General features: G+C 49.2%; 16 protein-coding genes and 1 pseudogene. All 17 read right to left on the bottom strand.

What is annotated here, in order from left to right; translation table 11 throughout:
* Window positions 1–5: 5 nt before the first annotated feature.
* Complete coding sequence (gene trsS, locus DW085_RS14720; protein ID WP_118493363.1) at window positions 6–1,541, bottom strand: radical SAM (seleno)protein TrsS; 1,536 nt, start codon at window positions 1,539–1,541, stop codon at window positions 6–8.
* A gap of 162 nt (window positions 1,542–1,703) precedes the next feature.
* Entirely contained in the window at window positions 1,704–1,940 is a 237-nt protein-coding gene (locus DW085_RS14715) for a DVU_1557 family redox protein (RefSeq protein WP_022360474.1), read from the bottom strand.
* A gap of 5 nt (window positions 1,941–1,945) precedes the next feature.
* Entirely contained in the window at window positions 1,946–4,240 is a 2,295-nt protein-coding gene (locus DW085_RS14710) for a pyridine nucleotide-disulfide oxidoreductase/dicluster-binding protein (protein WP_182430893.1), read from the bottom strand.
* Between the two features lie 283 nt (window positions 4,241–4,523).
* Complete coding sequence (gene leuA, locus DW085_RS14705) at window positions 4,524–6,191, bottom strand: 2-isopropylmalate synthase (RefSeq protein ID WP_118493389.1); 1,668 nt, start codon at window positions 6,189–6,191, stop codon at window positions 4,524–4,526.
* A 477-nt stretch (window positions 6,192–6,668) separates the two neighbouring features.
* On the bottom strand, window positions 6,669–7,223 hold the full coding sequence (locus tag DW085_RS14700; RefSeq protein WP_333491420.1) for a phosphatase PAP2 family protein: 555 nt from the start codon (window positions 7,221–7,223) through the stop codon (window positions 6,669–6,671).
* A 23-nt stretch (window positions 7,224–7,246) separates the two neighbouring features.
* Window positions 7,247–8,599, bottom strand: a complete 1,353-nt coding sequence (locus DW085_RS14695) for an MATE family efflux transporter (protein ID WP_118493359.1) — start codon at window positions 8,597–8,599, stop codon at window positions 7,247–7,249.
* Window positions 8,600–8,748: 149 nt separating this feature from the next.
* Window positions 8,749–10,038, bottom strand: coding sequence for a hypothetical protein (locus DW085_RS14690; protein ID WP_118493357.1), 1,290 nt, complete (start codon window positions 10,036–10,038; stop codon window positions 8,749–8,751).
* Window positions 10,025–10,873, bottom strand: coding sequence for a DNA adenine methylase (locus tag DW085_RS14685; protein ID WP_118493355.1), 849 nt, complete (start codon window positions 10,871–10,873; stop codon window positions 10,025–10,027). Before DW085_RS14685 ends, DW085_RS14690 begins: the two co-directional genes overlap by 14 nt.
* Window positions 10,874–11,061: 188 nt before the next feature.
* Window positions 11,062–11,460 carry a prepilin-type N-terminal cleavage/methylation domain-containing protein gene (locus tag DW085_RS14680; protein WP_118493353.1) on the bottom strand — a complete coding sequence of 133 codons (399 nt, stop codon included), beginning with the start codon at window positions 11,458–11,460 and terminating at the stop codon, window positions 11,062–11,064.
* A gap of 212 nt (window positions 11,461–11,672) precedes the next feature.
* A pseudogene (locus DW085_RS14675) lies at window positions 11,673–13,015 on the bottom strand (MATE family efflux transporter).
* Window positions 13,016–13,019: 4 nt separating this feature from the next.
* The gene (locus DW085_RS19210) at window positions 13,020–13,169 is read right to left on the bottom strand and encodes a hypothetical protein (protein ID WP_182430892.1); all 150 of its coding nucleotides are present in this window, start codon (window positions 13,167–13,169) and stop codon (window positions 13,020–13,022) included.
* A 228-nt stretch (window positions 13,170–13,397) separates the two neighbouring features.
* Entirely contained in the window at window positions 13,398–14,066 is a 669-nt protein-coding gene (locus tag DW085_RS14670; RefSeq protein ID WP_118493351.1) for an aspartate/glutamate racemase family protein, read from the bottom strand.
* A gap of 252 nt (window positions 14,067–14,318) precedes the next feature.
* Window positions 14,319–15,437 (bottom strand): RNA-guided endonuclease TnpB family protein, encoded by a 1,119-nt coding sequence (locus tag DW085_RS14665; RefSeq protein WP_118493349.1) that lies wholly within the window; start codon window positions 15,435–15,437, stop codon window positions 14,319–14,321.
* A complete protein-coding gene (gene tnpA, locus DW085_RS14660; RefSeq protein WP_118493347.1) occupies window positions 15,400–15,840 on the bottom strand; it encodes an IS200/IS605 family transposase in 441 nt (146 codons plus the stop codon). The genes DW085_RS14665 and tnpA overlap by 38 nt, the downstream gene beginning before the upstream one ends.
* Before the next feature lie 297 nt (window positions 15,841–16,137).
* Entirely contained in the window at window positions 16,138–16,677 is a 540-nt protein-coding gene (locus tag DW085_RS14655; protein WP_117796838.1) for a histidine phosphatase family protein, read from the bottom strand.
* 418 nt (window positions 16,678–17,095) lie between these two features.
* Window positions 17,096–17,257, bottom strand: a complete 162-nt coding sequence (locus DW085_RS14650) for a hypothetical protein (RefSeq protein ID WP_243034048.1) — start codon at window positions 17,255–17,257, stop codon at window positions 17,096–17,098.
* A gap of 3 nt (window positions 17,258–17,260) precedes the next feature.
* A complete protein-coding gene (locus tag DW085_RS14645; protein ID WP_147353961.1) occupies window positions 17,261–18,445 on the bottom strand; it encodes an AI-2E family transporter in 1,185 nt (394 codons plus the stop codon).
* Window positions 18,446–18,637: the final 192 nt, after the last annotated feature.

Raw genomic sequence — 18,637 nt, 5'->3', positions numbered from 1 at the left:
TTCTATTATCTGCCTCTTTCCATCGGAGACAAGTAGTATGCACAGAACGGAATCTTCTTCCCATCTTTATACACATGCAGGCTGCACTGGCGCAGGCGCTCGATATCGAGATTTCCGGCATCCTGAAACACCATGGATGTGATCGTGAAGCCGTGGCTTTTTGCACGCTTTAAGAAGTCCTCCATATTTGTTATGTCAACCGACTTCTCTCCACAGCAGCAGGATTCTGGTTCGGGCTGAGTTCCGCCACAACCGCAGTTTCCTGGTTCTGGTTGAGTTTCGCCACAGCAGCAGCTTTCTGGTTCGGGCTGAGTTCCGCCACAGCAGCAGCTTTCTGGTTCTGGCTGGGTTCCGCCACAGCAGCAGCTTTCTTTTTCCGGCTGACTTTCTCCACAACAGCACGTCTCTTCCAGATCGCGCCGTTCCCAGCGCCGTCCGACAAATTCACGGTTCTTCTCCGCCGGATCCGGACCGCAGCAGCAGCCTTCGCCCTCCGGTTCTGTCTCGGTTTTTCCACTATAATTTGTCAGCGGCATCAATTTATCCCCAGGCATCACGATGAAATCCCCGTGGAACCCACACATCGGGTGATCGCAGCAGGATGGCGCGATCTGTTCCTCTTTGATAAGCCCGCCGCTCTGGCTGACAACCGCCTCCAGAAGCTCATCCAGCGTATAGCGGTCATCATCCGCCGGAAGCTCCGGGATACGTCCAAAATAGCTGACCGGCTGGAAATGCACGCCGCGCACATACGGCGACCGCTGAATGGCAAACCGGATGATGTCCCCGATCTGCTCCGTATTGACGCCCGGAACAATGACCGGAACAAGCGTCACGCCGATTCCATACCGGCCGCACTGCTCGATCGCCCGTTTTTTCACTTCCAGCATCGGGCGGCGCCGCAGTTTTTCATATACGGCATCGTCCACGCCGTCAAACTGCATAAATACAAACGAAAGTCCCGCATCCGCCAGACGCTTTACAAATGCTTCGTCCTCCGCCAGGCGCAGACCGTTGCTGTTTAACTGCACATATTTACAGCCCGCCTGCTTCGCATACGCCACGATCTCCGGCAGGTCGTCCCGCACTGTCGGTTCCCCGCCGGAAAGCTGCAAAAGTGTCTTTCCCGGATCCGTCAGGTCGTCGATCCAGCGTTTTACCATGTCTAAGGACGGATCCTTGGTCCCGTCCGGCTCCGCAAAACAGAAGGTACAGTTCATATTGCACCGCGCTGTGATCTCCAGCAAGGTACAGCAGGTGGCGCGTCTGTGCTCCGCACACAAACCGCAGCCCGCCGGGCAATTTAGATTTTCATTTTCTCCCACCGCCGGACGTTCCCCGCGCCAGTCGGCAAACTTGCGCTTATTTCTCCAGATTATACTGGAAAATGTCCCGTGATCCGGGCAGGTTTTTACCAGATATATCTGCCCGTCCCGCTCTTCCCGCTTTGCCGGAATGCGTTTTAAACAGACCGGACAGACACTGTATGTATGGCGCATTTCTTCTGGCAGGAGGGCTCTGTCCTGTAAGTTCATTACCATCGTCCTTCATCCCCTTATCTCAATTCATTGCAATTCTCCCATGATGAAGCCAGCCGCAGATGGGCTGTGTTCTCATGTTCACACATGGCAAATCCCCGCAGCCAGCCTGTCTCACCTATCCTTTTCAGATCCAAAAGCATCTCTCATGAATCATACTTATATCTACTTATCTTCCAGCTCTCTCTCCACATCCGCCATACGCCCTTTTACCAGCGCTTCCGGCAGATATACCTCGCCGCACTTCGGGCAGCACAGGATCTCGGTGTGGAAATTGTGCCCCAGATAGTCAAAAAATGTGGATTTCGGCACCATCTCCACCTGACACCGGCGGCAGATGACTTTTTTCTCCAACGCCTCTTTGATCCGCTGATCTCTTCCGCCTCCATCGATCGTCGGCATACTCATCACTCTCCTTCCAGATTCATGCGGTGGCTGTAGCCATTCCAGAGCTTATAACCGCCGTCCGGCAGCACCTCGTACTCTGCCCAGTAGGTCATATGCTGGATCTTCAGATGCCCGATCCGATGTCCCGTCTCCGGGTCGATAATACCGCGGTCTTCCCGCTCACAGTGTTCAATGACCTGCTCCATATCTTCGATCAAAATCTGACCCGCTGACAATTTGCGTTCCAGCTCCTTCTCAACTTCTAATTTCATATGTGTTTCCTCTTCGATCGTCTCATTCCAGTACGTCTTAAGCAGTTCCCGTTTCGCCGCCAGGCGGTTGTGCCAGCGCTCCGTCACCGTCGCCGCCGGGCGCCCCGCGCCATTTAACCCAAACAACAGATCGAGGATATGAACCGCCTCCTTGCCCTGTCCGGCAAAGGACTCCCGGCAGTTGACGCAGTAGGTCACATACGGCAGTTCCTCCTCTTTTGCACGGGAAGTTGTCATATAGCTTGTGTGGCTCGGAGAAGCAATCCCGATATGCCCGCCGTATCCGCAGCAGCGCGCCTTTTTCCCGTCATACGGCAGATTTTCCCACGTAATCCCCGCCGCATCCGCCAGATGGCGTACACTCTCCTGCAATTCCGGGTAATAGCGGCTGGCGCAGGGATCAAACAAGGCATACGGCTGCGCTTGCTGGGTACTTCCTGCTTCCATTTCACCCTTTTCAGCATTGTCCGGTTCCAAAGCAGCATCTTTCTCCACGCCCCACTCTTCCATCACTTCCGCCAGAAAGACAACCGGAAGCTCCGGCAGGTATTCTTCAAACATCTTCCGGCAGTTCGGGCATGCTAAAACCACTGTCGGTTCGCCAAGCTCTCTCCACTGCCGCCGCATTTCCTCCAGATGTGCCGCGTGGATGTCCACTTCGCCTGCCCACTCGGCAGGCGCACCGCAGCAGGTCATCCAGATCGCCGCATCTGGCTTTTTGGAACGCAGCCACTCATACGTCCGCGTCACATAGCGCGGATCCGAACCGGCGAGCTGGCATCCCGGAAAGAATGCATAGGAACTCTGTTTAACATTCTCCGGTTTCCGCGTAAGCCCCGCTTTTCCGGAGGCATACGCCATGTCGCGCAGCCAGAAATCGTGGAATGGCCACGGCATCGCGCCTTTTTTTTGCATTGCCCGCATACTGTCAAGCAGAAACTGGCTGAAATCGATATGCTGCGGACAGACTTCCTTGCAAAGCCCGCAGTGGTCGCAGGTGCTGATCAGTCTGGTCGCCCACGTACCATCGCGCGATAACGTACCGGGATGGATTGTTATGTAAACCTCTTCATACAAACGGCGCGGTGTTTTCTCATGCAGGCGCATCAGATCACAGGCACGCATACAGGCATCACACGAACACTTCTGGCAGCGCGTGATCTCCTGCATCGCCTCTTCCTCCGTATACGATTCCCCGTTTGCCGGAACCACCCGATCGGCACGCTCGATCCCATTCGTTTGAAGCTTTAAAAGTGTCCCTTCCTTTCGAAATGGCTCATTCATACCGCCCGTTTTCAGATACCGTTCGATCGCAAGCGAAACCGCCAGCCCATCTGCCAGCGCCTTCATGCTGTCGCCGCCTGTCAGGGAACCTCCAATGAAAACGCCCGGTGTCCGGGTTGCAAATGCGCCGTCCGGGTCCATTTCCAGACCAAAGTCCGCGCCATCTGCCCCAGTTGCCACATACACGGCATCATAGTCCGCCCGGAGTGCCTCCAGATCCGTTACCGTTTCACTGAGATGGCGTGAAAATTCCTCAAACTGAAACTGTGCCTCGATCTCCGCATCAAATTCCGCCGGATCCATCTGGTTTCTCGCCTGACCGCCCAGAACCATTTCCCGCTCATAAATCGTTACCTCGTACTTTTTATTGCAGAGACGCAGTGCACAGCCAAGCCCCGAAAGACCGCCTCCGACGATCGCGATCTTTTTTCCTTTCGACGGCAGGTTATACGCATTCGGTGCCTTCCGCTTCGCGTACTCGACAGTCGCCCGCTCTAAAAGCCCCATCGCGATCCCCCCGTCCAGCTTCGCACGCAGACATGCCTTCTCGCACGGATGGCTGCACAGCTTCGACACAATATCCGGAAATCCCACCGTATTCTGATAGGTCCGGTACGCCGCGTTGAAACGTCCCTTTTTCCACTTTTCTTCCAGCCCCTTGATATCCAGCCGGAACGGACAGGCTGCCTGGCAGAACGGCGGCTCGTTCTGATGGCATTTCTCCGCCAGCGTCTTCTCAAAATCTTCCAAATAGCTCACAGGGCGGACCTCCCTTCTTTTCTCCTGCATTTATCGTTACTGTTCACGCATACGTGCCCAGTAACGGAATTTGCCGTGGCTTCGCATTTAAATACGGCAAATTCCTGCTGCCACCACGTTTTCTACGGCACTTTCGGTTCCAAAAGTGCCTACCTGTGAACAGTAACTCAATTGTTACTGTTCACGGGCAGGCAGAAAAAGAGCGGCACACATTTCTGCATACCGCCCAAACCAGCGACTGTCCACACACAAGCAGTCACTCTGAATTGATTCATTTTATTTTTTAGTAGAACAATCTGTTTACCGCACTGAAGATACCGCGGATAGATGCTCTCGTAATGTTGGAGCTGATGCCGACACCGTAGGTTGCCCGGCCGCTCTTTACATCCATCAGATGGATGTAGGACGCTGCCTGTGCGCCGGAACCGGAACGAAGTGCATGCTCGTTGTAGTCCAGAACACGGATCTCGATGCCAAGTGCCTCCTCGATCGCTCTCTGTACCGCATCGATCGGTCCGTTACCTACGCCCTCAACGGTGCGCTCGGTGTCATGAGCGGTAAAGGTAAGAGTTGCAACGGTTGCGAATGCGCCGCCCTCGTACTCCTTGTCTGTGATCTGGCATTTTTTGAAGTGCATCGGCTCTTTTCTGTCCAGGTAGTTTGCACGGAACTCGTCCATGATCTGCTCCGGAGCTACCTCGCCCTGCTTCTCTGCAATCTTCTGGATAATGTCAGCAAACTCTTTGTGCATTCCCTTCGGAAGACGGAATCCGTAGAAGGAATCCATAACGAAGGCTACGCCACCCTTGCCGGACTGGCTGTTGATGCGGACAACCGGCTCGTACTCGCGTCCGATATCGCTCGGATCGATCGGCAGGTACGGAACTTCCCAGATGCCATCGGTTCTCTTCTGAAGCGCCTGCATACCCTTGCTGATCGCATCCTGATGGGAACCGGAAAATGCGGTAAATACCAGCTTGCCTGCATACGGATGTCTCGGATCAACGGTCATCTTTGTGCAGCGCTCGCAAACCTCGGTGATCTCCTTTACATTTTCCAGATTCAACTCCGGGTTGATACCCTGCGAGAACATATTGTAAGCGATATTTAATATGTCGATATTACCAGTACGCTCGCCGTTTCCAAGCAGTGTACCCTCGACACGGTCTGCACCTGCCAAGAGAGCCAGCTCGGTCGCTGCAATGCCGGTACCACGGTCATTGTGCGGATGGATACTTAAAATAATGCTGTCACGGTTCTTAAAATGCTTGTTCATCCACTCGATCTGGTCTGCGTATACGTTCGGAGTCGTCATCTCAACCGTTGCCGGAAGGTTGATGATGATCTTATTGTCCGGGGTTGCGCCCCACTCTTCCTGTACAGCGGTGCAGATATCCAGTGCAAAATCAAGCTCAGTTCCGGTAAAGCTCTCCGGAGAGTACTCAAGGATTACTTTTCCGTCGTAATCTTTCATATATTTCTTTACCATGCGGGTACCATCGATCGCGATCTGCTTTACTTCTTCGCGGTCTGCATGGAATACAACCTCACGCTGTAAGGTAGACGTCGAATTGTAAATATGTACGATCGCCTTCGGAATACCCTGGATAGCATCGAAGGTTCTCTTGATCAGGTGCTCGCGGCACTGGGTCAGAACCTGTACAACTACGTCGCCCGGGATAAGCTTGCGTTCTACTAACTGGCGCAGGAAATCGTACTCGATCTGGGAAGCTGCCGGGAAGCCAATCTCGATCTCTTTAAATCCAAGTTTTACCAGGAGGTTGAACATCTCGATCTTCTCCTCTACGACCATCGGCTCAACCAGTGCCTGGTTGCCGTCGCGCAGGTCAACACTGCACCAGATCGGCGCTTTCTCAATCTCTTTGTTCGGCCACTCACGCTCCGGGTAATCTACCACCGGAACTCTCTTATATTTCTTGTAATTTAACATGTCTTTCTCCTCCATCACTCTATAATGTACTCTCGGAGTCTTTTCTGCACCTGCTTTTGTGGCTGATTTTCCGCCAGCCGCACCCGAATTTCAGAGGCGGACGCACCGCGTACGCCTCAGAAATTTGGGCACAACTGACAAAAAAATCATCTCACAAAATCAAGCGCAGAAAGATTCCGAGAGCACATTACCCCTGGTCGCTTTCCAGGTACCTCATCATCAAAAATCGCAGTTCCTATCATCCTAAGCTTTGGAGTCGATAGATCACGCCGTACCTTTTAACAATGAATAAAATTACTGATTCTGGTCTAACCCCATCATAATCATCCCTTTTCTATCATAAAAGAAATTATTTCGATTATAGATTATACCATCGGAAATAAAGGATATCAAGAGAAAAACGGGGCAATTACAGGTATTCTGGCATTACTGTTCACGTATGCGTGAACAGTAACTTCTGGCATCTCTTACATAAAATTATCTATTTTTTCTGTCCTCTGGTTTTTTCATCTTCTGTCTCCAGGACCGTATCAGATGCGCCGCCAGCCGGTTTCCAAAATACCCCGCCGCGCACCCCACAATCATGCCGCCCAAAACATCGGTCGGGTAATGCACATATAAATACATTCTTGAAAACGCCATCAGGATCGCCAGAGGCAACGTGATTTTCCACCATTTTTTCGCCCCGGCAAAGTACAGAGCCGCGACCGCAGCAAACGAAGCTGCCGTATGTCCCGACGGGAAGGAATAGTCCGCCGGGCGGGCAATGATCAGCTGAACTGTCTGATTCACATCGCACGGACGGATCCGGCAAACCATAGGCTTTAGTAAGATATTACAGATGATCGCATCCAGACAGAGCGCTACCGCCAGCGCAGCTCCCCATCTTCTCGTCCGCGGAATCATAAGCAGCAGGCATGTAAACAGAATCCAAATCATTCCTGCATTTCCAAGCCGCGAAATAAACACCATCCAGACATCGCCCACCGGCGTCCGCATCTGCTGAATCCAATCCAGTATTTGTAACTCCATTTTCATTTTGCTCCCTCTGTTTTTTACACAACTTTATGCGCGAGCCATCTCCGGCCCATAAAGCGGAATGTGAATACGATGCCCCGGATCGTCCAGTCTGTAAACATGCCGATCCACACTGCGATCGGTCCGAATCCGTGGACGCGGCAGAGATAAATGCACAGCGTCACCCGGAACGCCCACATACTGATGCAGGAGAGAATCATCGAAAACCTCACATCCCCGGCAGCCCGCATTCCATATGCCGGAATAAATGCGAGCGTCCAGACGATCGGCTTTACCACCGTGATCCATCCGACCATGTAGAGACACATCTTCGCACTCTCCGGCTCCATGCCGCCCAGAATCGTGACCGGTTTCGTCGCCAGAAATACGAGCGCACAGCTTGCGATGATGACGACCTCCGCCACTGCCGTCAATTTTTTGATATAATAGATCGCCTCATCCTTGCGCCCCGCGCCGAGACACTGTCCGACCACCGTCATCATGCCGATTCCGATACCGATCGCCGCGATGCCGTTTAAGTTTTCCAGAATATTCGTCATCGCCTGGGCTGCGATCGCGATCGTCCCGAGGGTCGAGACGGTTGACTGAATCGCAAGCTTTCCAAACTGGAACATCGCATTTTCGATACCGTTTGGGATTCCCAATGAGAGAATCCGCATAATCCGGCGTCCGTCCGGACGGATATGCAGATAGTCACGCACCGCAATTTCCTGACTGGGATTGTGCAAAAAGGCGAACACCACCACTGCCGAGATAACGCGGGAACCGAGCGTGGCAATCGCCGCACCGGCAACTCCAAGATGGAAGCCCCAGATAAGCACCGCATTTCCGGCGATATTTAACCCGTTAGAGACGACCGCGATCGTCATCGGAAGCCTTGTATTTCCCTGCGCCCGGTAGATCGAGGAACCAGCATCATAGAGGGCGATAAATGGGAACGAAAGCGCCGTGTAGAAGAAATAGATCTGCGCTGCCTCCATGACATCCGCCTCGACGCTGCCGAAAATCAGCCGCAGCAGCGGTCCGCGTGTCAGAAGGCAGACTGCCATGACCGCCGACGAGATGCACGCCACCACAAAAGATAACTGTCTCGCGGATTCCTCCGCATTTTTCTTATCTTTCTGCCCGATGTACTGGGAGCAGACGATCGTGCCGCCTGCCGCCAGCGCATAGAATGCCTGTATCACTAAAATATTGATGGAGTCAACCAACGAAACCGCCGAGATCGCCGCCGATCCCACGTTGCTGACCATAATGCTGTCCGCGGTACCCATCAGGGAGTTTAAAATCTGCTCTACGATCAGCGGAACCAGAAGAATCCGCAGATCGCGATTGCTGAAAAGATGATTTGTCTGCTCTTGTCTGCCCATATGCTGTCCTGTAACTTTCTATATTTTATTCTCTGTCCAAATGGTCTGTTTTTCTAACGGTCTGGCATCACATGCACGGACGCCGCCGCATCTGAGACGAAATTACCCCCTTAGCATGATAACGGATAAATATAATAATTCCCATTTCCCTATCCTTCGTTCACCAGCGTCAGAATCCAGTACAGCCATGCTCGCACTGAACTTGACCTTCGCACGATCAGATTCTCCCCGCAGACCTGGTATTCCCGCATTTTCTTTGCGACATACTCCTTGTCCGGAACATCTCCGATCTGAAGGGCAGCTTCAAATAAATCGTGGAAAATCGGGTGTTCCAGAATCAGGCGGACGTATTCGAGCTGGCGCGCCCTATACGGCAGTTTCAAAAGCCGTCTTCCTATCGCCGTGATATGCACTTTCACGCCGTCCTCATCCGTCTGCTTCTCCGCCAGCCCCAGATAGCGGCACGCGTTGAAATAATAGTCCGACTGTCGCTCCTTAAATCCAAAAAGCTGCGCGATCTCCCCGCCCGTCATTGGATTCTCGTTCAGCCGTTCCACCAGTGAAATAACCTTGTAAAAGCTGTCCGCCTGGATAAAGGTAACCGGCGGTTCCGGTTTGACCTTCGTCCGTGTCCAGACATCGTATAAATCATCCAGCGTGATCTCAATTTCCTCTAAGCTGTAATTTCGCTCCTGTACCAGCCGCAGCGAATTGTAATAGCGCAGATCCGTAAATTCATATTCCAGCAAACGGAAAATATTATTCGAATACACCATAAACACCGGACGGATCCGCTTGTGTATCTTCCCCGCCCAGAGTCTCGCCGGATAATAAAGCTGCCGGATCAGAAAATTGCTGTGGACGACGTTTTTTCCCTCGATCAGCGTAAATACATTCTCATTTTCAAATCCACCGTCGATCTCGACCTGCGAATTCTGTACCTGGATAAGCGGCTTTTTCTCAATCGGCTCTGATTTTTGATAGTCGCTGACATAAAACTCAAAATTTCCAGACCCCATCCGCCCCGAAACCGTCTGCACCATGCGATCCTCGCCCAGAAAATCATCCAGAATCCCCGTGATGCTCATAACGTTGATCGCGCTGGCTTCCGAGCGGATGTCATGAAGATCGATCGACTCAAAGTAATCGGGTATCTTCGCGCTCGTCACCCGTTTGATATCGGACGGAATCTCCGGAAAATCCTGATACAAGTCAAACTCGCCCAGCACATAGCCGCCGCGCGACACCGGAAGAATCGAAATCTTCTTTCCAAACACCCGCGGCAGGGATTCCCGCGTGTCAAATTTCGTCATCAGACGCGGTTCCTTGACTTCGCGGATCTGGTCAGCGGTAATGTAAAACCGCCCATGTTTCTCAATTTCCCGCTCAATCCGGTATTTATCAAATAAAATTCTCCATTTATCATCAATCAAGCTCATAATTGCGTACCAGAACTTCCTGAATCTCTCCGCGCTTCTCCGGTTTCACGTTGATCGCGCGCTTGGCATCCACGTGGTCGATGATGTAATCTTTATATAAATCCTCGATAAATTCGCAGGACGAATTGGAAAGCAGGAACTTGATGCCCTTTGCATTCAACATGTCACACTGCTCTTTTAATGCGATCTGCTCTTCCTCCCCGAAGCCGCCCGCGGTGTAGCCCGTGAACGACGCCGATGAGCTGATCGGCATATAAGGCGGGTCAAAATAGACGAACGCGCCCTTCCGGATGCCCTTTAACGCCTCGCGGTAATCGCCGCATTTGATCGTGATGTTTGCTTTATTTAAATACGCATTCAGCGCATGGATAGTCGCCTCGTTCGTGATATTCGGATTCTTATATCTGCCCCACGGAGAATTGAACTCGCCGGAGCTGTTGACGCGGAACAGGCCGTTGTAGCAGGTCTTGTTCAGGTAAATGATCCGCGCTGCCCGCTCGACGTTGGTCCGCGTCTGATACGTCTCCTTGTCGCGATCCCACGCCCGCACCGTATAATAATACTCCTCGCAATTCTGTTCCTTATGGGCGCTCAGCGCCGCAATCAACGCTTCCGGCTCTTCCTTGATCATCCGGTATACATTGATCAGCTCTTCGTTGGAGTCATTGATCACCGCCTTGTTCGGCTGTCTCCCAAAGAGCACCGCACCGCCCCCGATAAACGGCTCATAATAGGTCGAACATTCCGGGATCAGCGGATTGATGCTGTCCAGCAGCTGCCGTTTGCCGCCTACCCATTTGAGGATGGGCATGACGAACGGATTTTTTCTTGACATCGGATAGGGTACCTCCTTCTGTTTGTCTTCCGGATACATTGCAATACAAAAACGGGAAATCAGATGTCCGCTTGTGCTCTGATTACCCGTTTATTATAATCGTACAACTGTTCTAGTTCATTATACTTGACTTTGGGGTGGATGTCCAGCATTAGAACCGGAAATTCCTTATGTATTCTCAAGCTATATCATTGTTTCGGTTTCGTATACTCCACTCCTAAGCCTAAGTAACATTTTTCATGACCTTTATTACAATTATACGCAATTTGATATCCTTTATTCTCAACAAAAGAAACTCCACATATTCCAGCCTTCATCTCAGCCTTATGCCCATCTAAAAAAGTCACCGAATTCCAATCATAATCTTTATCTATACCCGAAATTTTAACTTTCGGATTCTGTTGCTGGGTAGACATATAATCTGCCTGTATTTCCGCATAATATGCCCTGAGATTCGCCCAGTCTGCCGCCACCTCTGCCTTGTGCATCTGTGCCGTAAAAATCGGGATTGAAATTGATACCAGTATTCCAATAATAACAACCACTATCAAGAGTTCAACCAGTGTAAAACCTTTCTGTCTCTTCATCACAAATTTCTCCTTCTGTCAGTTTATGTTATTATATTCGTTTTTTCCTCCTAAAGCAATTACATGATGTTGGGGTCAAAAATTCTCCCGCAAGCAAGCTTGCGTCGAACTTCTGACCTTTTGCCCCTGGTATCATTACATATTTTTAACAAAATCGATATTCATAAATCAAACAAGACAAACGTATGTATTTCGTTTCAGTACATCCAAATTTATCGAGACGGCTCCACTTTCTCAGCCGGCCAGGATTTTCTCAGTGCCGCATAGGAAACCAGAAAGTTGGCAAGCCATCCTGCCGGCACGGCAAGCCAAACAAAATTAATGCCAAAACGCGGTGCACCGATCAACGCCACGGACAGGCGGATCGCAAGATTTACCATGTTGGCAACGAGGAATGGCCGCATGATTCCGAGTCCGCGAAGGACTCCATCGGTCGCCATTTTAATTCCCATAAAAATAAAGAAGTAACCAAGCCATCTCATATAATCCCCAGACACCTGATAAGCCAGGGCGGTTCCGTCTTTTCCAAGGAACAGTGATGAAATCTGCGTGTGCAGCGTTTCAATGACAAGGAAAGCAAGCGCCGCAAAACACACATCCAGCACCAATGCTGCGTGGTAGCCTTTTTTGATGCGCTGGGTTTTGTTTGCGCCAAGATTCTGGGAAACAAATGGGGAAACCGCATTGCCGATGGACACAAAAATCAGGGAAAAAACATTCTCCACACGCATCGTTGCCGCGTATCCGGCGAGTGCCTGTGTGCCAAAAGGATTTACCACCGCCTGTACGATCATCATACCGATGGATACGGTAGACTGCTGAAGAACCGACGGAACAGCAATCCGAAGCATCGAGCGCAGCTCCTGTCCCTCAAACCAGGCAAAGATACTCTTATACCGCCGCATCCGGTAAAAGAAAATCAAAAGTGAAAACACAGCCGAAATGCCCTGTGCGATCAAAGTTGCAAGCGCCGCACCGAACACGCCAAGTCCCAGACCGGCTACCATCCAAAGATCCATTACAATATTCAGGATTGATGAAAAGATCAGCAGTCCCAACGGAATTTTTGATTCACCAATGGAAGTGAACATAGTAGAGAGAATATTGTACATGAACAAAAACGGAAAGCCCACAAAATAGACCCGCAGGTACAGCACTGCTTCCTCCAGAATATCGGCGGGAGTCTGTAATCCGCTCATCATCCCATGGGAAAAACAAAAGCCAAAGACACCAAGATGATGCTCAGAAGTAAAAAGCTGATCAGTGATGTAGACACAATGGTTTTCATTTTTCCATACTCTTTGGCACCGAAATAGCGGCTCACAAGCACACCTGCACCAGCACCGGCCCCCAGTGCCACACAAATGAAAACATTCGTCAGCGCTGCACAGGCGCCAACCGCCGCCAGTGCGGAGGAACCCACAAACTGACCGACGATAATGGAGTCCGCCATATTGTATACCTGCTGAAAAAAACTGCCGAGAATCATCGGCATTGCAAAAACCGTCAACGCTTTCAGCGGCGCATCGGTAATCAAATACTCATCTTTTGACATGATCCTATTCCTCCACAACTTCCTGCTCTTTACCCGAAAGCACAAGCTTAGCAAGTACGATCCGTAACTCGTGTACAAAAATTCCGGCAAAACCAAAACAGGGTCCAGAAATAATTGGCATAACATTGTTAATTCGTTTCATAATTTCACTCATTCACTTTCTGCGCCACAGTTGCAGCTATGGTTATCCGGTGCCTCCATTGCCTTTTACTGTGTTCAGCAGCTGCTGGGAATGTATGTGTACCCAGCATAATATTTATATAAACCGCCAGTTTTTCTGTCTATTTATATTATAATCGATCTTCCATTTAAGATACAATCATTATACACAAAAAAGCTCCGCCTATATTTTAGTATAGACGAAGCTTCCTAATTCTAACTCCTAATCCTCCATATTTTCTCTTCTCAATAGCTCAAACAATGTCAGCAGTCCCTCACACAAAACAGGATCCAGAACCGGAATTCCTACTGTCTTTTCGATGGAGGGAGCAATACGGATACTGGACATTCCTGTACAGCTAAGGGCAATCACATCGGCCCCCATCTCTTTCTGCGCAGCCGCTGCTTTCATGGTGGCTTCATATCCTCTGTCTGTCATCAAATCCAGGACATTTTCTACCCCATCTCCCTTTGCATTGTCTACAATCCGATCACCGAATATCCGCTGATATCCTGACGGTACATCTTCGGTAATCCCCAACACAGCCGGATGACTGCCAAAAAACAGACTCAACGCTGCAGTACTGGATCCCGCTCCTATAACCGGAATCGGTACAGCCTGTCTTGCCTCCGGAACTCCCGGGTCACCGGCACAGCTGATAATAATAGCCTGACAGCCTTCCTTCCACAGTTCCACTGCAAGATTCACCACCTTAGGTACACCTACAGCGAATGTTTCATCGTCATGAATTCCCTCCGGTTGTTCCGGAATACATCGTGACACCACCTGGAACATAGGGAAATACGATTCTATCAGCTTTCCATGCAGCTGCAGCAATTCCTCATCCTCTGTGGTCAGCACCCGAATCAGACCAACTTTATATGTTTTCATATTATACGTTCCTTCTCTCTTGGTTTCCTAAAAATACTTTCATGAGCAAAATACTCAGGCAGCAATTGGAATATCTCCGTGACATACTCCCTCCACTTAGCTAACGCTTGAAGTGGGGGGCTTCTCGTTCGATTGCCCTATTGGGCAAAGCATAGGCGAGCTATCCCCGTGTGTCCCACGGTTCTGTTATTATGAGCGGAACTGTTTCGTATCTACGCAGTCCCAAACAAAATCTATGTTCTTTGGGGAAAATCAGGAGATTTTTCTTTCTGCATCAAGTTCAACTCCCAATATTCTCAAGCCTTCTCTGCAAATATTGATAGCTGCATTCTCATCACGATTCATCTGATTTCCGCAAGTGCAGCTATACATACGGTCTTCCAGTTTCAGCTCTTTTTTGAGTTTTCCGCAGCAGCTGCAGATTTTTGAACTGGGATACCACTTATCGATACGAACCAGTTTCTTACCGGCACGTTCTAATTTGTAGGAAAGAAAATCAGTAAACATTCCCCATCCATTATCATGAACACTCTTTCCAAACCTTGAATCCTGGCTCATTTCTTTCATATTCAAAGATTCTATGCACACAAGATCGTAAAAATTGGTTATCTTTCTGGATTCCTTGTGCAGATAATCTTTCCGCTGACGTGCGATATGAGCATGGAGTCTGGCTATTTTCTTTTTCTGTTTCATGTAGCGGTTGCTTCCCTTTTCGCAATGACTCAGCCTGCGCTGCTCCCTTGCAAGTTTTTCCTGGGATTTTCGGAAAAAATGAGGATAATCTGCATGAGTTCCAGTGGAATCTACATACAATTCACTCATGGAGAAATCAAGCCCGATTGCGATTTTTACTGGCCTGATTTTATGTTCCGGTTTTTCTGCCGCATACAGTAATGATACATAATATTTGTCATCTGCTTCCTGGCTGACGGTGGCGCCCTTCAAAGTATAACTATCATCGATACTCCGATGCTGTTTTATGCGGATCCAACCTGCTTTCGGAAGTTTCAGTTTACCATTCTGCAAAGTAATATTTCCATTTACGCAGTTTGTCGTATAACTTCTTACCGGATTCTTTTTTGACTTGAACTTCGGAAAACCAACCGAAGAATCCCGAAAGAAGTTCTTATAGGCTGTCTGCAGATGCAGCTGTGCATTACACAATGCCAGACTGTCTACCTCCTTCAGCCACGGAAACTCTGCCTTATACTTTGCAGGCGTAACCTTTAATACTTTTCCGGTTTTCTCATAATATTCTATCTTCTCTGCCAGCATCCGGTTATACACGAAACGCACACAACCAAATGTCCTTGCAAATAGTTCTTTTTGAGATTTATTCGGGTAAATCCGAAAACGGTACACGATGTTCACTCTTATTTTCTCCCTGTGTTTCTATGTACTGGCGGATAACCTCAATGGGTGCACCACCAGCACTTAACAGGCAAAAACTCTGGCTCCAGAACATTTCTTTCCAAAGCTTCTGCCGAATCTCCGGATACTCTTTTTTAATCAATCGGCTGCTTGCGCTTTTATACGCATTGATAAATTTGCTGAGTTCCGATTTCGGATGGGCCCGGAACATAATATGAACATGATCCCGATCATGATTCCATTCCTCTAATGTAACATGATACTTCGGAGCGATATATTCAAAAATCTCCCGGGCACGCTCAGAAACAGGATTCGTCAGTATCTTTTTTCGATATTTTATAACCAGAATCAAATGATAATAGAGTAGAAACACTGAATGTGCATTACTGTCCAATTCTCTCATAAAATCAGCCTTTCTTTTTACTTTCGACTGATTATATTATAACACGGGAACACTTGTTTGTCTATGCTTTTCAGAACATTTGTTCTTCTATATCTGTTTTCATTCATGTGCACAGATATGCGCAGTTTTAATATGCCAGATATTGCATGATTTTCCCAAAAGGCAATTCATCTCACCACCTAGAGAGGATGGGAGAATTCTTGCAAAGTGTTGTTAAATCTGGAAAACTCCATTCTCCATAATTCCAAACGATATCCCTTGGTCGAGAGCACAGCCTGACCGGAAAGGTCATACATATTAGAAATCATACCGCACCACCTGGCAGTTTTTTACGCCAAAGGATGCAAATTCTTCATTGGTCATATCCGTAAAATACGACTGAATCATCCTTGAAATTCCATTGTGTGCCACCAGAATGTATGTCTTATGGTCAGACTCCTGTTTTATCTCATCCAGCAGATTATAGATACGCTGCGCAAGCTGCAGCATGGATTCTCCCCCTTCATATCGGCAGGCAAATGACTCTTTCGCCTTCTTAAACTCTTTCCCGTCTCTCGGCGTAGACTCCCATTTTCCAAAATTCTGCTCTATGAGTCTTGGTTCTTCCCTGCAGGGAATCCCGCTCATTTCAGAAATAATTTTTGCTGTATCTGCCGCACGGCTAAGGGGTGAATAGAGAATCTCATCTGCCTTGATTCCGCTTTCTACAATATTTTTCCCGGTTTCAGCCGCCTGCTGCCGTCCATGCTCCGTCAACGGACTGTCTGTTGCTCCGCAAATCTTATTTTCCACATTCCACACAGTCTGTCCATGTCTCACAAAATAAAAATGTCCCATGATGTCATCCCTTCTCATTAGCTTCGCAAGCTTTTTTATACCCAGGAAATTCCCTGCTGCCTATCATCGTCATACATCATTTCCGTCATTGATAATCCTGGGAAAGCAGCTGTCATAATTGTATTATAACTATACTCAGGTTAAGATACAACTCTATCCTTTACTGGGCACGTATGCGCAAACAGTTCCAGTGCTGTTCTCAAAATCCGTTTCTTTGTGACTTCCGCCATAATTATTTTCTTCATTAAAGTAACCATTCGATAACTACGCTATGATTACCGAATGGTTACTTATCAAGAACTAATGAATAATTCAAGTCGAACGTCTTCCATTTGACTTGCCTCCCTCGAAAACCCTTCGTTTTTCCTCGAACGGCAGCCCTAGATCAATGCCGGCTGCTTCCGACGCCCCCAACTTATCAGCAGATACTTTCAGAACCATACCATTTATTATTGTCGTTGCGCCTCAGCACAGCTTTCCAGTCATTCCAGGGATATTCCGGCTCTGCGCCGTAATGGTCATCCATCTCATCGTAAATAATATGCTCGATAATTGCCGTGGTCTTTGTTGAATAGACCACAACTTAAAGGGTGCTTGCTTTCTTCATGAACTCTAGATAAAGGCTGAACAGCACAGCGCAGACGGGAACGCTGAACAGCATCCCTAAGATGCCGAATGCTTCGCCGCCAATCGTAACAGCCATCAGCACAAGCAGTCCAGGAAGTCCGACGGACTTGCCGACCACCTTGGGATAAATCAGATTGCCCTCCACCTGCTGCAAAACGATCAGAAAGAGAATGAACCACAGAGCCTTGCCAGGTTCTGCCAGCAGAATCAAAAACGCACCAAAGCCGCCGCCAATCCATGCGCCAAAAATCGGCATCAGCGCAGTGACGGCCACAAACGCGGAGACAGCACCGGCATACGGAATCCCAAGAATCAGCATTCCAAAGAAGCACAGAACACCGATGATAACCGCTTCGGTAAGCTGCCCGCTGACAAAATTTGTGAAGGTCTGATTGGTCAGCGCGGCAATACTAAGAAGCCGCTGCGCCGTCTTTTGCGGAAGGACTGTCACAATGAGTTTTTTCAAATGTGCCGCGACGACCTCCTTCTTTGCAAGCAGATAAAGTGCAAAAACAATCCCCAAGAGAACGTCTACAAAAACCGACAGGACAGAGGTTGCCGCGCCCCATGTCACGGTGAGAATCCCGCTTTTCTCGTCACTGATCAAGGCGGTGACCTTCTCAATCAACAGGTCAGAGTCTATGACATATTCGGGCAGGACAATGTTATATTTTGCAGCAAACTGGACAACGCCAGCCCACCACCGCCCGATTTCCTCCACATAGACCGGAATGTTTTGGATAAACTCATCGCCGGATTCCCGCAAGCTGGGGAGCATCATAAACACCACAGCAAATAGAATTCCAAGGATAAGCACGGTGCTTGCTGTCAGGCACACGGGGCGAGTCAGCTTTGCAGGAGCTTTGCGGCACGCCTTGTTCCAGCAGCATTCCATTGGTCGAAGAACTACGTTGATCAAAAAAGCAATCGCGCCGCCGATCAGAAACGGAGTGAACAGTGCAAGCACCTTGCCGAGAAAACACAAAACAGCGTCAAGGTTTACCAGCGCCCATGCGAATACAATAAGCAGCAAAAAAGCACGGATGATATAGCGAATGATCGTCTCGTCCGGCCATTTGCCTCCCTGCGGTGCGGGTGTTTCATTTTTGTTAGAGGTTGGATTTTGCAATTTTTTCTCCATGTTTTTCCTTTCTGTCAGTATCGGAATCCCTTTTTTTAAATCCGAAAGCACTTTTGCAGGGCTTTATACTCACTCCTTGTGAATCGCGCGATAGCTTTATTGTGTATTACAACGGTGTCAGGACCCAAATCCAGAGGCGAATAAACGGAGCACTGAACAACGCAAAGCGTTCAGGGGTATCCTTCGCAACAC

The organism is Clostridium sp. AF50-3, from assembly GCF_003477445.1.
Taxonomy (GTDB): Bacteria; Bacillota; Clostridia; order Lachnospirales; family Lachnospiraceae; genus Otoolea; species Otoolea fessa.
Note: the sequence above shows the minus strand (reverse complement) of the source record. Positions and strands in the feature narration are given on the sequence as shown.